Below are 14,491 nucleotides of genomic sequence, written 5' to 3' on the forward strand. Positions count from 1 at the left end.
GGACAGGAAGAGGGAATGACCGAAGACGTCCTCTTCCTCTCCGGCGACCGGGTCGCCGAACCGCACGTCCCCCACAACAGCGCCGGACCCGGCTTCCTGGACGCTGCCGCGGCCCGGGCCGTCACCGGCGCGGCACCCAAGGAGCGCCCGTGAAGCGTCAGGCCGAGGTAGTCGTCATCGGCGGCGGGGTCATCGGTACCAGCATCGCCTACCACCTGGCCCGCGCGGGCGTCAGAGACGTCGTCCTGGTCGAACGGGACGAACTCGCCGCCGGATCCACCTCGAAGGCCGCCGGTGGGGTACGGGCACAGTTCTCCGACGTGCTCAACGTGCAGTTGGGCGCGCGCAGCCTGGAGGCCTTCGACCGCTTCGAGGAGGACACCGGGCACGACATCGGGTTACATCGCGTCGGCTATCTGTTCCTGCTGTCGCGGCCCGAGGACGTCGCCTCCTTCGAGACGGGCGTCCGCCTCCAGAACTCCCTCGGCGTGCCCAGCCGCCTGATCGACCCGGCCGAGGCCCGCCGCCTCTCCCCGCTGATCAGCACGGACGGTCTCCTCGCCGCCGCGTACTCGCCCGACGACGGCCACTGCACCCCCGAGGCCGTCGTCCACGGCTACGCCTCCGCCGCCCGCGCCTACGGCGCGACGATCCTGCGCCACACCGACGTCACCGGCATCGAGACCTACGGCGACCAGGTCACCGCCGTGCTCACGACCCTCGGCCGCATCGACACCAACACCGTGATCTGCGCGGCCGGAGCCTGGTCGAAGGCCATCGGCGCGATGGTGGGCGTCGACCTCCCCGTGCAGCCGCTGCGCCGCCAGATCGCCATCACGGAACCCGTCCCCGGCCTCCCGCCCAGGCTCCCCATGACGATCGACTTCACGACGAGCCTCTACTTCCACACCGAGGGCCCCGGCCTCCTCCTGGGCATGTCCGACCCCGACGAGCGTCCCGGCTTCGCCACCGACACCCACGACCGCTGGATCCCCCGCCTCGCCGAGGCCATGCGGCGGCGCGCCCCGGGCCTCCTCGACCTGCGCTGCACCGGCGGCTGGGCGGGCCTGTACGAGAACACCCCGGACCACAACGCCCTGATCGGCGAGGCGACTTCACTCTCCCGCTTCCTCTATGCGACGGGTTTCTCCGGCCACGGATTCCTCCAGGCCCCGGCCGTCGGCGAGGTGATCCGCGACCTGTATCTCGGCCACGTACCCTTCGTGGACGTCAGCCCCCTGAGCGCCGGCCGGTTCGCGGCCGACGCCCCGCGCCCGGAGGACAACCTGGTATGACCGAGCTGCATCTGTGGCTGCGCCACGAGACCCGCACGACCGAGCGCCGCACCCCGGTCGTCCCCGCCGACGCCCGTCGGCTCGTCGAGAGCGGCGTGACCCTCACGGTCGAGGAGTCCCCGCAGCGGATCTTCCCGATCGAGGAGTACGAGGCGGTCGGCGCGAAAACGGCACCCGCGGGTTCCTGGGTGTCGGCGCCGAAGGACGCGGTGGTCCTCGGCCTGAAGGAACTCCCCGACGAACCCGCCGTGTTGACGCACCGTCACATCTTCTTCGGGCACGCCTACAAGGGCCAGCCGGGCGCGAGCGACCTGCTGCGCCGCTTCGGCACCGGCGGCGGCGCGCTCCTCGACCTCGAATACCTGGTGGACGACACCGGCCGCCGCCTCGCCGCGTTCGGCTTCTGGGCCGGCTACCTGGGCGCCGCCCTCGCCGTCCTCCAGCACCGGGGCCGACTGGCCGCACCCCTCACCCCCACCTCGAAGGAGGAGCTGGACGGCACCCTCCAACCCGCCCCCGGGGACGCCGAGTTCACCGCGCTGGTGATCGGCGCGCTCGGCCGCAGCGGCCGGGGCGCACGGGCCGCGTTCGCCGCGGCCGGGATCGAACCGACGAGTTGGGACCTGGCGGAGACCCGGAACCTGGACCGCCCGGCCCTGTTGGCCCACGACGTCCTGGTCAACTGCGTCCTGGCCACCACGCCCGTCCCGCCCTTCGTCCGCCCGCAGGACCTCGACGACCCGTCGCGCCGCCTCCGCACGGTCTCCGACGTCACCTGCGACGTCGGCTCACCCCTCAACGTCCTGCCCGTCTACGACCGCACGACCGAATGGGACGCCCCGGTACGGCGGTTGCACGCACAGCCCCCGCTCGACCTCATCGCCATCGACAACCTGCCGTCCCTCCTGCCCAGGGAGTCCAGCACCGACTTCTCGGCCGCCCTGCTGCCCCAGCTCCTGGACTTCGGGACCGGCGAGGCGTGGGGGCGCTGCCTGGACCTGTTCCGCGAGAAGGCCCGGCAACTCGGAATCGCCGTGACAGAAGGGGAGTTGGGCCATGTCTGACGTGGTCCGCGCGAGCGGCACCGTGCACTGGATCGGCGCCGGACTGTCCACGGGCAGCGGGCTCGCCCTGCTCTGCGACACCGCCGACCGGGTAACGCTGTGGCACCGCACCGAGGACCGCGCGGCACAGGCCCTCGACCGGCTGGGACTGACGGAACGCGCGGAACCGCGTGCCTTCGACCTCGCCGCGCTCACCGCCGAGTTGGTCCCCGGAGACGTCGTCGTCTCCATGCTGCCCGCCCCCGAACACGCGGCCCTGCTGGCCGCCTGTGTCCGGCGGCGGGCCCACTTCGCGTGCTCCAGCTATGTGTCGGACGCCGTCCTCGCACAGGTACCGGCGGCCGAGCAGGCGGGCATCGTCGTCCTCACCGAGGCCGGACTCGACCCCGGCATCGACCACCTCTTCGCGCACAGCCTCGTCGCCCGCGCACAGGAGGCGATCGGTACGGACACGGCGGCCACCTACAGCCTCACCTCGTACTGCGGCGGAGTCCCCGCGGTGCCCAACGACTTCCGGTACCGCTTCAGTTGGGCCCCCGCCGGAGTCCTGGGCGCGCTGCGCTCACCGGCACGCTATCTGGAGGACGGGACGGAGACCGTCGCCGAGCGCCCCTGGGAGGCGACCCGGCCGCATGTCGTCGACGGCGAGACCTTCGAGGTCTATCCCAACCGGGACAGCGTGCCCTTCATCGAGCAGTACGGGCTGCCCGAGGCCTGGCAGCCGCGCACCTTCGTGCGGGGCACGCTGCGGCTTGACGGCTGGCTGCTGGCCTGGGAGCCGGTGTTCGAGGAGCTGAAGGCGGGCGACGACACCCGGATCGCCGCGCTGGCAAGGGAGTTGGCGGCCACCTACCCGACCACGGAGGCCGACCACGACCGGGTCGTCCTCGCCGTGTCGTTGGACGTCCGCGGCGACACGGGCCGTACCTGGTCCGGGAGTTACCTCCTCGACCTGGTGGGCGACGAGGAGGAGAGCGCGATGGCCCGCTGTGTCTCGCGCCCCCTGTCCCTCGCCGTCCGGCACATCCTCGGCGACGACCTGCCGTCCGGCCTGAACCGGGCGGCCGAGACGGCACCCCGGTCACGGGAGTGGCTCAGTGAACTGGCGGGGGAGGGGCTGGAGTTCACCCTGCGGGTGGATCGGTGAGCGGGCGGTCGCGGCTCAGTCCGTGACCGCCTCGTGCAGCAGCTGCTTCAGCTCGGGCATGATCTTCAGCGAGGACTTCGGCCGCAGCTGGGTCATGAACTGCACGGTCAGGTCCCGGCTCGGGTCCACCCAGAACGTCGTCGTCGCGACCCCGCTCCACCCGAACGTGCCGAGCCCCGACGGGGCCTGGGTGCGCTCGGGGTCGACGACCACGGAGACGCTGAGGCCGAAACCGATGCCGTCGTTGCCCGGCTCCTGGTGGGCCGGGCTGCCGAAGGCACGCATGTCGGCGCCCCCGGGAAGGTGGTTGCTGGCCATCAGGTCGACGGTCTCGGGGGCCAGCAGCCGGACGCCGTCGAGTTCGCCCCGGCGCCGCAGGAACTCCGCGAACCGGTGCACGTCGTACGGGCTCGCCGCCATTCCGCCGCTGCCCGACAGGAACCGCGGTCGGCCGCCCCGCAGCGGCAGCCCGAGGATCGGCTCGATCCCGCCGCCCTCGGCGTCGCCGTACAACTCGGCCAGCCGGTGCGCCTTCTCGTCCGGGACCTGGAAGCCGGCGTCCGGCATGCCCAGCGGGCGGAAGATCCGCTCGGCGAAGAACTCGTCGAGCCGCTGCCCGGACACCACTTCCACGATCCGGCCCAGCACGTTCGAGGAGACGGAGTAGTTCCACTGCGTGCCCGGCTCGAACTGGAGCGGCAGACTCGCGTACACGTCCATCGTCTCGGCCAGGTTGGCGCCGGCCGGCACGGACGACTCCAGGCCCGCCTCCCGGTAGAGGGCGTCGACCGGGTGCGAGTGGTAGAAGGCGAAGGTCAGACCCGAAGTGTGGGTCATCAGATGCCGGACCAGCATCGGCTGCTCGACCGGCCGGGTCTTCAGGTCGGCGCCGGAACCGCTGTCGTAGACCCGCATGTCGGCGAAGGCGGGGAGGTGGTCGGCGACCGGGTCGTCCAGGGAGAGCTTGCCCTCCTCCATCAGGAGCAGCGCGGCGACGGCGGTGACCGGTTTGGTCATGGAGTAGATCCGGTACAACGTGTCCGGTGTGACGGGCAGTCGGGCCGCCACATCGCGGTGCCCGTGGGCGGTGAGGTGGGCGACACGGCCGTGACGGGCCACGGACACCAGGAAGCCGGGCAGGCGCTCCACGTCGACGTAGTGGGCGAAGTGCTGGTCCAGGCGGTCCAGCGCCTTGTGATCCAGTCCGACCTCGTCCGGGTCGACTTCTTGTCGCAGCTGTGCCATGGCTCTCCTCCGAATTGCGTTCACGAGGTGGGGTCCCGCATACCCGGCCCCGGACACCTCGGAACTCATCGTCGCGCAGGAACACCTGCGCGGTCTCCTGTAACGCCGTGATGTGTGAGCGACGCGACTGTCCGGCCGGGCAGTACGAGACACGCGAGAGCACCGGTCAGGGCCACTCCGGCGAGGACGGAGAGGGCTGTCGCGGACCCGCTCGCGGCCAGCAGCGCGCTTCCGGCGGCGACCCCGAGCGTGGGTCCCACGTTCACCGCGGTCTGCTTGAGCCCGCCCGCCACCCCGGCGGACTCCACCGCCGCCGCCCGCACCACCACCTGCGTCGCCGCCACCATCACCGTCCCGAACCCGGCCCCCAGCAGGGCGAATCCCCCGCACACCGCGACCGTCCCCGAGGCCCGCGACAGCACGAGCACGGCCAGCGCCACGACCACCGCCGCCGCTCCGGCCGTACGACGCGCCCCGACCCGGCGCAGTACCGCCGGGCACACGGGCGCGGCCAGGACCATCGCCGCCGCCAACGGCAGCCCGCGCAGGGCGCTTTGGAACGGTCCCAGCCCCATCGAGTCCTGAAGGACATAGGTGACGACGAACAAGGTTCCGGAGAACGCGGCCGACACCGCCAGCAGCAGACCGAGCGCGCCACGGATCGCCGCCGACCCGACGACGTCCGGCGGCAGCAGCGGATGCGCCGTACGACGCTCATGGCGTACGAAGGCGAAGCCCGCGAGCACGGACACCACCAGCCCGGCCGCCGAACCGCGCGGATCCGCCAGCGCCTGCACGAGCGCGGCGAGGGACAGCGCGAGCAGCAGGGCCCCCGGCAGATCGAACCGCACGTCCCGCGACTCCGGCCGCTCCGGCTCCCGCGCGGTGAGGGCGAGCACGCCGAACACCAGCGAGGGCACGACATGGAGGAAGAACACCGCCCGCCAGCCCACCGCGCCCACCAACGCCCCGCCCACCAGCGGTCCGGCCGCCGCGGCCACCCCGATCACGCTCGTCCGCACGGCGATCGGCATGGCAAGGCGGTCGGGCGGGAACGCGGCCCGCAGCATGCCGAGCGTGGCCGGCTGGAGCAGCGCCCCGAACACCCCCTGCACGACCCGGAGTCCGATCACCCAGCCGACCCCGGGCGCCAGCCCGACCCCGGCCGAGGCGACCCCGAAACCGAGCATGCCCAGCGCGAACACCCGCTGATGCCCGTACCGGTCCCCGATCCGCCCCGCCGACACCAACAGGCTCGCCACGGCCACCAGATACGCGGTGCTCGTCCACTGCACCTGCGCCAGCGACGCCCCCAACTCCCGCTGCAACGTGGGCTGTACGACGGTGAGCACGGAACCGTCCAGGGCGACGATCGCGGCGCCCGCCACACTGCTCGCCAGCACGAGCCGCCGACGCGCCGTCACGGGGTGGCCTCCGGACCGAGGTGCGCGTCGAGGACGGATCGCAGCAGGGGTACGAAGTCGTCGGCGCCGATGGCGAGTTGGAGGCTGCCCCAGCGCCAGAGCTGGACGAGGCCGTGCAGGTTCGCCCACAACGCGCCCGCGACCAGGCGGGCGTCCACGTCGGGACGAGCCCGCCCTACCAGGCCCACGAGCACGCCGAACAGCGGCAGGCTGGTCTCCCGCAGCCCCAAGTGACCGCTCTCCAGCAGATCATGACGGAACATCAACTCGTACATGCCGGGGTTGTCGAGCGCGAACTCCAGATAGACCCGCCCCAGCGCCGTCACCTGCGCGCGCGAGTCCGCCGTACCGTCCCCGATCGCACCCGCCGCCCGCTCGCCCAGGTCGGCGAAGCCGCGCCGCGCGATGGCGGACAGCAGCTCCAGGTGGGTGGGGAAGTACCGGCGCGGCGCCCCGTGCGAGACACCCGCCCGCCGGGCGATCTCCCGCAGGGTGAGCGCCTGCGCCCCTTCACCGGCCACCAGCTCCACACCGACGTCGACGAGCCGGTCCCGCAGTCCCGCTGCTTCCGCATCACTCATAGACACTGTCTACCAGCTGGTGGTAGACAGTGTCTACTGGGGAATGACGGACGCGCGGTACTCGTTGTCGTCGATATGACTCAGGACGACGCCCCACTCCTCCAGCTGCTGTCCGACGGCCACGCCGGGGTGCTGGTCACCCTCAAGAGCGACGGCCGGCCCCAGCTCTCGAACGTCAGCCACGCCTACTACCCCGACGAGCGCACCCTCCGCGTCTCGATCACCGACGACCGCGCCAAGACCCGCAACCTGCGCCGCGACCCCCGCGCCTCCTACCACGTGACCAGCGCCGACCGGTGGGCGTACACGGTCGCCGAGGGCGCGGCCGACCTCACCCCGGTCGCGACGGACCCGCACGACGAGACCGTCGAGGAACTGATCCGGCTCTACCGCGACGTCCTCGGCGAGCATCCTGACTGGGACGAGTACCGGGCGGCCATGGTCCGGGACCGTCGGCTCGTGCTGCGGCTGCGGGTGGAGCGGGTGTACGGGATCCCGAAGGGCGCCAACCTGGGGTGACCGATCGTCACCTCCCGTCCCCGGCGCTAAGGTTGATCCGCGACACGGCGATGTGCGGACGACGGGGGAGTGCACGAGGTGATCGATCCGGTGTCCATGAGCGCCATCGCCGCCGTGTTCGGGGCCGTCGGCTCCGGGATGGCGAGCGAGGCCGGCAAGTTGGCCTGGGAGTCGGCCGGTGGACTGGTCCGCCGCCTGGCCGGGCGCGAGGTGCCCGCACCGGCGACCCCCGACGAACTCGACGCCGTCGCCCGCATGATCCACGACCGCGTCCACGACGACCCCGAACTCGCCCTGATCTGGACCCGGTTCGCGCGCGGCGTGCGTACCCCGGGCCGGATCACGGGCCCGGGACGGCACTGCCTCCCACCGGCGCCCCGTTCCTTCACGGACCGTCAGGAGGCCCTGAAACTCCTGGACAAGGAGGCGAGGCGCCCCTTCGGCGGGCGCCCACGGCTGGTCCTCCTGCACGGACCCGAGGGCATCGGCACCAGCACCCTCGCCCACCACTGGGGCGCACGGCAGACGGCCCGCTTCCCCGACGGGCAGCTCTACGCCGACCTGCGCACCCTCGGCCCCGAACCGGTCCTGACCACCCTGCTGCGCCAACTCGGCCTGCCCGACGAGGAGATACCGCCCTCGGCCGCCGACCGGGCGACCCTGTTCCGGGCCTCCCTGACCGACCGCCGCGCCCTCGTGGTCCTCGACCACGCCCAATCCGGCGCCCAGGTACAGCCGTTGCTGGCCTCGGCCGCGGACGTGGTCACCCTCGTCGTCGCCCGGCAGCCGCTCGTCGGCCTCGACGCGTTACGGATCCCGGTCGGCCCGCTGACCCGCCGCGACGCGCGACGACTCCTCACCGAACTCGTCGGCGGGCCCGCGGTCACCGCCGCCCGCGCCACGCTGCCCGCCGTACTGGACCGCTGCGCCGGCTCGCCCTACGCACTGCGTGCCGCAGCACCCCGGCTCACCGCCCCGCCGCAGCCACTTGCCGGACCGGACACCGACCCGGTGACGTCGGCCATCGAGGACTCGTACCGCCTGCTGGCCCCCGACGCGGCCCGCCTCCACCGCCTGACCGGCCTCTACGACTGGCCCGCTTTCGACGCCGCAGCGGCGGCACGCGCGGCGGACACCGACGAACCCGAGGCCGCCCGGCTCCTCGGCGAACTGGCCGACGCCCTGCTCGTCGAGCGCACCGACGACGGCCGCCACCGCTACCGGCCCGCCGTCCGCGCCCACGCCGAACGCACCGCCGCCGCCACCGACGGGATCGCCGCGTGCTCCGCCGCCGTGTCCCGCACCGTCCAGCACTATGTGCACCTCGGCCTCGCCGCCGCACAGGCGGCACTGCCGGAGAGCTGGCGCGTCCCCTCCGCGCCCACCCCGCTGTCGTACGCGGACCGGGGAACGGGCGTCGCCGCACTGGCCGCCGAAGCCCCCAACCTGGTCCAAGCGGTGCGTGCCGCCGAGGAGTTCGGCGACTGGGACACCGTCGTCCTGCTGGGCCAGACCCTGTGGCCGCTCCAGCTCAAGGCCGGCCACCACGACGTCCTGCTGCCCGCGCTGCGCACCGGGGCGCGCACGGCGGACGCCCACTTCCCCGGCACCCGTGGCGCCGGTGCCCTCCATGCCCAACTCGCCCACAGCCTCATGGAGTTGCGGCGCTGGGACGAGGCCGAGCCCGAGGCGCTCGCCGCCGCGCGGGAGGAGCGGGCGGCCGGGCATGTGCGCGGCCACGCCTCCGCCGTCGAGTTCCTCGGTCTGCTCCGGCTGCGTCAATGGCGGTTCGCCGAGGCGTACTCGGCCTTCGACGAGGCCTACGGCATCCTGGACGGCATCGGTCCCGACGACGAGGGCGCCGCCGATCTGCCGCGCGCCCGCGCCCTGTTGGAACGCCACCGCGGCCGGGCCCTGCGCGGGATGGGCCGCCCCACCGAGGCCGTCGCCCGCCTGGAACACGCGCTGGCCTTCTTCCGCGCGAGCGGCGAGGCCTACAACACCGCCCGCACCCTCACCGACCTGGCCGAAACCCGCCTGACCGAGGGCGAGTTCACGGCCGCGCGCGCCCTGATCGACGAGGCGGCCGGTGCCCTGCGCGACGAGAAGGCGGAACAGCACCTGACGTATCTGAGCGTCCTGCGCGAGCGCTGCGAGAGTTAGCCGAGGGCGATCCGCACCCGGTGCACGGCCCCGCCCGTGTGCACGGTCAGCCCCTGCGCCACGGCCTCGTGCAGCGACTTGCCGCTGGACAGCCAGGCGTGCAGGGCCGAGGCGCAGGCGACCGGGTCGGCGTCGGACGGCGGTTCGGTGCGAAGGAGCAGCAGGGTGCCGTCCGAGGTGCGGGCCGTGCACGCGGCGGGGCCGGTGACGTAGACGGCGAGCGCGCAGCGCGGGTGCCGGGCCAGGACTTCGGACGTCCAGAGCGCGGGTGGGCCGAAGCGCGGATCGTCTGCCGCGCCGTACCGGAACACCACGTCGGCCAGGGACAGTTGGTCCTGCTCGCGAGTGTCCTCGTGCACCGCCGTGTGGGACTCGCCCGTGCCGTCGGGCACCGGGTGCGGGCCCGCGTACCGGACGACGGAGACCTCGGCGCTGCCCGGCAGCCGGGTGAGCACCCGCAACGGGACCGTGTGCACGGCGGGTTCGAACGGCGGGAGCGGGAGCCGTTCGAGCAGCGCGGGCGCGTCCGGCTCGGGGATGCCGATCATGCCGTAGAAGAGGCGCCGGAGGCGGGTGGCGGATTCGCCGGGGACGGAGCTGGTGAAGGCGGCCGGGGTGGGCAACGGGCGGTGGGTGTCGATGAGTTGGGTCAGTTGGGGGCGCAGCGGGAGTGCGGGGTCGAGGCGGGGTGCCGTACGGACGAAGGCGTGTACCGGGGCGTCGGGGGCGAGGCCCGTGAGGGGTGCGGCGCCGAGGAGGACGGGGGTGCCGAGCGCGGCGGCGTAGTAGGTCACCGAGCCGTGGTCGCCGATGACCGCGTCGGCGGCGAGCAGCGCCTGGCGCCAGCCGTGCAGCGGGTCGACGAGGGTGAGTCCGGCGCGGCGGGACCGGTCCAACCAGGCGCGGATCTGGCCCGGGCCGTGGCCATACCAGATGTTGGGGTGCAGGACGGCGGCGAGACGGTACTCGTCGAGAGGGAGTTCCGAGGTCAACCGGGGGAGCAGGGACGGCAGTACGTCGTCGCCGGAGGCCGGGCCGTCGCCGAACAGGGACTCCGGGTTCCAGGTGGAGTTGAGGACGACCAGCCGCTGCGCCCGGCCGACGCCGAGCGCCCGCCGGTAGCGCTCCCGGTACGGGCGCGCCGCGAGCATGCGGTCCCAGCAGGGATCACCGGCCAGTACGGCCGCGGGCGCCGCCTCGGGACACACGGCACGCAGCCGCTCCACCTGCTCCGGGTGCGAGAGCACCAGCGCGTCGGCGACGGGTCGGCCGGTTTCGTCGAGCAACCACTCGGGCGACAACCCGAACACCGGAACCTCGACCTCCGCCACCTCGCCGCCGGGTGTTGGGTGTTGGGTGTTGGGTGTTGGGTGTTGGGTGTTGGGTGTTGGGTGTTGGGTGTTGGGTGTCCCTAGCCTCTTAGTGTATCCGACACCGTGGGACATCACGGCCAATACGCCTGAAATTGCCCGGAGTTGACCGCCGAAGCTCGCGGAGACCGCCAAGTCGACCGGAGTTGCCGTCGCCTGTTCCCAGGGCAGTACCGGCACCCCCGTTTCCGCGAGCAACTCGTTCACCCCGGCCCGGAAAGCCGACGATTCCGTGCAGGTCACCAGCGACTGCACTCGGAAGTCGTCGTGGAAGAGGGGCAGTACGTCCAGGAGCCGGGTCGCGGACGTCACGTTGTGCACGACGAACAGCACCTTGCGCGTACGCCCCCGCGTGGCCCACCGCCCGGCGTCGGCGCCGACCGGCACCCGTATCCACTCGGCCCCCGCCACGCCCCTCGACCACCCTCCGCGCATGTGATCGGGCAACGATAGTCGGCCCCGGGCCCGCGTGCGCCGGCCGCCCCTGAAATCGGCCGGTGCACGCGGGGGCCCCTACGGGCGGCGCGGGTGCGCGGAGGCCGCTGTCGTCGGCCTCTTCACCGTCCTACCCCGGTTGGCGTCGTGCCACGTCCCCGCCGGGGGACGGATGTTCCGGGAACGGGAACGTCATGGCTGAACGGCTCGGCGGCTCACTGCCGGCTGACGGTCCTGGTCACACCGGTGACGACCGTCGTGGCCAGGATCCAGCCGGTGATGATCAGGGCGTACGCCAGGTACTGGTACCAGCCGGTCGGCGCGAACGCCTCCTCCTGGCCGAAGGAGATCACCGGCAGCAGCAGGTCGAGGGTGTAGAAGACCGCGTTGAAGTGCGGGGCCTCGGACGCCTTGAGGGCGTGGGGGTGGTGCAGGCCGTAGGCGAGGGAGCCGATGGCCAGCAGCGACAGCAGCCAGGCGCAGGCGCGCAGCGGGCGGAAGCCGTAGCCGACGGTGACGTCCTGGACGTAGCCCCAGATCCGGTTGTACCGGGGGAGGGTGGCGCGCAGGCGGCGCTGCTTGGCGAGTTGGACGCGGCGGGCGGCGTAGTCGTCGCCGGTGCGTCGGTAGGAGAGGGCCAACTGCTCGTAGGCGTGCGGGACATAGCCGTCGCCGTCCTGCTCCAGCATGGCGAGGCGGCGCTCGGCGGGCTCGTGCGGGATGAGCGAGGTGTAGACGAGGCTGGTGAGATACACCTTGCCCGGCACCACCCGCGGCTCCAGCAGCAGCACGTCGATCTGGGCGCTGCGCAGCACGACACCGCCCTCGACGGGCGGGCTCTCCCGCAGCCAGAGTTCCCCGATGCCGGCGCTGCTCGCCAGCAGCACGGAGTGGCCGGGGTTCGACAGGGTGCTGTACGACAGGTCGAGGCGGCCCGCGATCCGGGCGCCGCGCAGTCCGACCCAGCCCTCCACCCGGGCGTGCCGGAACAGGATGTTGCCCGCGACGACGAGTACCTCGGCGTCGATGGCGGAGTTCCCGGGGTGGGAGAGGTGCGCGGTGTTGAGGTTGACCGACCCGGCGACGCTCGCGCCGCTGAGCCGGATCTGGCCCTGGGTGCGCAGTCCGGCGGCCCGGAGGTCGTCGCCGACGGAGGCCTGGTTGAGCTGGAGGACCGGTTCCTCGGCGTCCGGGGCGATGATCTCCGAGCCCTCCATGAACAGGCTCCCGGCGACCTTGACCTCCGCGAGCCGCACCACACCGCGGAACTTGGCCCGGGTCAGCCGCAGTACGCCGTCCACCCGCATCGCGTGCGCGGTCAGTCCGGGCAGGAAGGAGTCGCCGAGATTGAGTTCGCGCAGCCGGGCCGCGTAGCAGCGGGGCACTTCCTCGAAGTGGCAGTAGCGCAGCCGCACGGGGTGGTCGATCGTCGCGTACTGAAGGTCGAGCCGGCCGGTGATCCGGGCGCCCGCCAGGCTGAGGGACGCTATCTCCCCTGCTTCCTGCGGCCCGTTGAGCAGCAGCGCCCGCAACACCGCGGCGCGTACGGTCCGTTCGGGACCCCAGTCGCCGCCGAGGGCGATGTCCTCGTCCTGCGCCGTACGGAAGTCCACGGACTCGCCCAACGGGAAGGCCCGCCACACCTGTTCCTCGGCCGGTGTCAGATCGTTGATCTCCATCGGGAGGGACTCTAGCCCGGCGGCTGTCGTGCGCACAGAGGACGACCGCGGCCCGGGCCGCGCTTCAACGCGCGGTCCGGGCCGGGGAGTTGTGCCACTACGGTCGGGTGTTCCACTCCGCGATGACAGGCCGGTCGTGCTCGGTGGAGAGGCGGCTGACGGTGCCGGTCGCCAGCTGGAACAGCCGGCCGTCCGCCGCCGGCAGGCCCAACCGGCGTGCCGTGAGGACACGCAGGAAGTGGGCGTGCGCCACCAGGACCACGTCACCGTCGTCGAGCGCGGAGTCCACCCGCTTCAGCACCCGGTCGGCCCGGGCGCCGATCTCGTCCGGGGACTCGCCCGGGTGCCCGGCGGGGCCCGGCGGCACGCCGTCGGTCCACAGGTACCAGTCGGGGCGGGTGCGGTGGATGTCGACGGTGGTGACGCCCTCGTAGCCGCCGTAGTCCCACTCGTGCAGGTCGGGGTCGGGTGCGGCCCCGGTGACGCCCGCGAGTTCGGCGGTGCGTATGGCACGGTCCAACGGGCTGGTCAGGGCGAGTGCGAAGGTCCGGCCGGCGAGGAGCGGGGCGAGGGACTTGGCCTCCTCCTCGCCGTGCCGGGTGAGGGGCAGGTCGGTCCAGCTGGTGTGCCGGCCCGACACGCTCCACTCCGTCTCGCCGTGGCGGACCAGCAGAAGATCCCCCACGGCGCGCCTACTTGGTCTCGACGGCGTGGCCGCCGAACTGGTTGCGCAGGGCCGCGACCATCTTCATCTGCGGCGAGTCCTCCTGGCGGGAGGCGAACCGCGCGAAGAGGGAGGCCGTGATCGCGGGCAGCGGCACGGCGTTGTCGATGGCCGCCTCGACGGTCCAGCGGCCCTCGCCGGAGTCCTCCGCGTAGCCCTTGAGCTTGTCCAGGTGCTCGTCGCTGTCGAGGGCGTTGACGGCCAGGTCTAGCAGCCAGGAACGGATGACCGTCCCCTCCTGCCAGGACCGGAACACCTCGCGCACGTCCGTGACGGAGTGGACCTTCTCCAGGAGCTCCCAGCCCTCGGCGTAGGCCTGCATCATGGCGTACTCGATGCCGTTGTGGACCATCTTGGAGAAGTGCCCGGCACCGACCTTGCCGGCGTGCACGAACCCGAACTCGCCCTCCGGCTTGAGCGCGTCGAAGACCGGCTGCACCTTCGCGATGTTCTCGGCGTCGCCGCCGACCATCAGCGCGTAGCCGTTCTTCAGGCCCCACACACCGCCCGAGACACCCGCGTCGACGAAGCCGATGCCCTTGGCACCCAGCTCCTCGGCGTGCTTCTCGTCGTCCGTCCAACGGGAGTTGCCGCCGTCCACGACGACGTCACCGGGCTCCAGGAGCTCGCCCAGCTCGTCCACGACCGACTGGGTGGCGGCACCGGCCGGGACCATCACCCAGACCGTGCGCGGCGCTTCGAGCTTGTCGACCAGTTCGGCCAGGTCCTTCACATCGGAGATCTCGGGGTTGCGGTCGTAGCCGATGACGGTGTGGCCCGCGCGGCGGATGCGCTCGCGCATGTTGCCGCCCATCTTGCCGAGGCCGATCAGTCCGAGCTGCATG

13 protein-coding genes are annotated in these 14,491 nt (G+C 72.6%); 6 read left to right on the top strand and 7 right to left on the bottom strand.

What is annotated here, in order from left to right; translation table 11 throughout:
* Positions 1-15 precede the first annotated feature (15 nt).
* Genes ACWIHT_RS13695 through ACWIHT_RS13710 form a run of 4 tightly spaced genes read left to right on the top strand, consistent with a single transcriptional unit; the run spans position 16 to position 3,506 of the window.
* Positions 16-153, top strand: coding sequence for a hypothetical protein (locus ACWIHT_RS13695; protein WP_456167666.1), 138 nt, complete (start codon positions 16-18; stop codon positions 151-153).
* Positions 150-1,295 (top strand): NAD(P)/FAD-dependent oxidoreductase, encoded by a 1,146-nt coding sequence (locus tag ACWIHT_RS13700; protein ID WP_456167668.1) that lies wholly within the window; start codon positions 150-152, stop codon positions 1,293-1,295. The genes ACWIHT_RS13695 and ACWIHT_RS13700 overlap by 4 nt, the downstream gene beginning before the upstream one ends.
* Positions 1,292-2,359, top strand: coding sequence for a saccharopine dehydrogenase (locus ACWIHT_RS13705; RefSeq protein WP_456167670.1), 1,068 nt, complete (start codon positions 1,292-1,294; stop codon positions 2,357-2,359). Before ACWIHT_RS13700 ends, ACWIHT_RS13705 begins: the two co-directional genes overlap by 4 nt.
* The gene (locus ACWIHT_RS13710; protein ID WP_456167672.1) at positions 2,352-3,506 is read left to right on the top strand and encodes a saccharopine dehydrogenase family protein; all 1,155 of its coding nucleotides are present in this window, start codon (positions 2,352-2,354) and stop codon (positions 3,504-3,506) included. The genes ACWIHT_RS13705 and ACWIHT_RS13710 overlap by 8 nt, the downstream gene beginning before the upstream one ends.
* 15 nt (positions 3,507-3,521) lie before the next feature.
* Here the strand turns inward: ACWIHT_RS13710 and ACWIHT_RS13715 are convergent, their stop codons facing one another.
* The 3 genes from ACWIHT_RS13715 to ACWIHT_RS13725 all read right to left on the bottom strand — a co-directional run bounded on the left by ACWIHT_RS13715 (position 3,522) and on the right by ACWIHT_RS13725 (position 6,756).
* Entirely contained in the window at positions 3,522-4,751 is a 1,230-nt protein-coding gene (locus tag ACWIHT_RS13715) for a serine hydrolase domain-containing protein (RefSeq protein WP_456167674.1), read from the bottom strand.
* Positions 4,752-4,816: 65 nt separating this feature from the next.
* Complete coding sequence (locus ACWIHT_RS13720) at positions 4,817-6,175, bottom strand: MFS transporter (protein ID WP_456167676.1); 1,359 nt, start codon at positions 6,173-6,175, stop codon at positions 4,817-4,819.
* Positions 6,172-6,756 carry a TetR/AcrR family transcriptional regulator gene (locus tag ACWIHT_RS13725; protein ID WP_456167678.1) on the bottom strand — a complete coding sequence of 195 codons (585 nt, stop codon included), beginning with the start codon at positions 6,754-6,756 and terminating at the stop codon, positions 6,172-6,174. The genes ACWIHT_RS13720 and ACWIHT_RS13725 overlap by 4 nt, the downstream gene beginning before the upstream one ends.
* Before the next feature lie 75 nt (positions 6,757-6,831).
* On the opposite strand from ACWIHT_RS13725, the gene ACWIHT_RS13730 reads away from it, so the two are divergent.
* Together ACWIHT_RS13730 and ACWIHT_RS13735 are read left to right on the top strand one after the other, a co-directional pair.
* The gene (locus tag ACWIHT_RS13730; RefSeq protein ID WP_456167680.1) at positions 6,832-7,275 is read left to right on the top strand and encodes a PPOX class F420-dependent oxidoreductase; all 444 of its coding nucleotides are present in this window, start codon (positions 6,832-6,834) and stop codon (positions 7,273-7,275) included.
* A gap of 78 nt (positions 7,276-7,353) precedes the next feature.
* A complete protein-coding gene (locus tag ACWIHT_RS13735; protein WP_456167682.1) occupies positions 7,354-9,438 on the top strand; it encodes a tetratricopeptide repeat protein in 2,085 nt (694 codons plus the stop codon).
* On the opposite strand, the gene ACWIHT_RS13740 is transcribed toward ACWIHT_RS13735, so the two are convergent.
* The 4 genes from ACWIHT_RS13740 to gnd form a co-directional block, all read right to left on the bottom strand.
* A complete protein-coding gene (locus ACWIHT_RS13740; protein ID WP_456167684.1) occupies positions 9,435-11,243 on the bottom strand; it encodes a hypothetical protein in 1,809 nt (602 codons plus the stop codon). The genes ACWIHT_RS13735 and ACWIHT_RS13740 overlap by 4 nt on opposite strands.
* Before the next feature lie 215 nt (positions 11,244-11,458).
* A complete protein-coding gene (locus tag ACWIHT_RS13745; RefSeq protein ID WP_456167686.1) occupies positions 11,459-12,922 on the bottom strand; it encodes a membrane-associated oxidoreductase in 1,464 nt (487 codons plus the stop codon).
* 97 nt (positions 12,923-13,019) lie between these two features.
* Positions 13,020-13,607 carry a histidine phosphatase family protein gene (locus ACWIHT_RS13750; protein ID WP_456167688.1) on the bottom strand — a complete coding sequence of 196 codons (588 nt, stop codon included), beginning with the start codon at positions 13,605-13,607 and terminating at the stop codon, positions 13,020-13,022.
* 7 nt (positions 13,608-13,614) lie between these two features.
* On the bottom strand, positions 13,615-14,490 hold the full coding sequence (gene gnd / locus ACWIHT_RS13755; RefSeq protein ID WP_456167690.1) for a phosphogluconate dehydrogenase (NAD(+)-dependent, decarboxylating): 876 nt from the start codon (positions 14,488-14,490) through the stop codon (positions 13,615-13,617).
* Position 14,491: the final 1 nt, after the last annotated feature.

Source organism: Streptomyces sp. NPDC002276, from assembly GCF_053891435.1.

Bases quoted from the DNA above. Each gene is read 5' to 3' on its own strand.
- ACWIHT_RS13730 (WP_456167680.1), top strand. From the start codon at position 6,832: ATGACTCAGGACGACGCCCCACTCCTCCAGCTGCTGTCCGACGGCCAC.
- gnd (WP_456167690.1), bottom strand. From the start codon at position 14,490: ATGCAGCTCGGACTGATCGGCCTCGGCAAGATGGGCGGCAACATGCGC.
- ACWIHT_RS13695 (WP_456167666.1), top strand. From the start codon at position 16: ATGACCGAAGACGTCCTCTTCCTCTCCGGCGACCGGGTCGCCGAACCG.
- ACWIHT_RS13715 (WP_456167674.1), bottom strand. From the start codon at position 4,751: ATGGCACAGCTGCGACAAGAAGTCGACCCGGACGAGGTCGGACTGGAT.
- ACWIHT_RS13745 (WP_456167686.1), bottom strand. From the start codon at position 12,922: ATGGAGATCAACGATCTGACACCGGCCGAGGAACAGGTGTGGCGGGCC.
- ACWIHT_RS13740 (WP_456167684.1), bottom strand. From the start codon at position 11,243: ATGCGCGGAGGGTGGTCGAGGGGCGTGGCGGGGGCCGAGTGGATACGG.
- ACWIHT_RS13710 (WP_456167672.1), top strand. From the start codon at position 2,352: ATGTCTGACGTGGTCCGCGCGAGCGGCACCGTGCACTGGATCGGCGCC.
- ACWIHT_RS13725 (WP_456167678.1), bottom strand. From the start codon at position 6,756: ATGAGTGATGCGGAAGCAGCGGGACTGCGGGACCGGCTCGTCGACGTC.
- ACWIHT_RS13705 (WP_456167670.1), top strand. From the start codon at position 1,292: ATGACCGAGCTGCATCTGTGGCTGCGCCACGAGACCCGCACGACCGAG.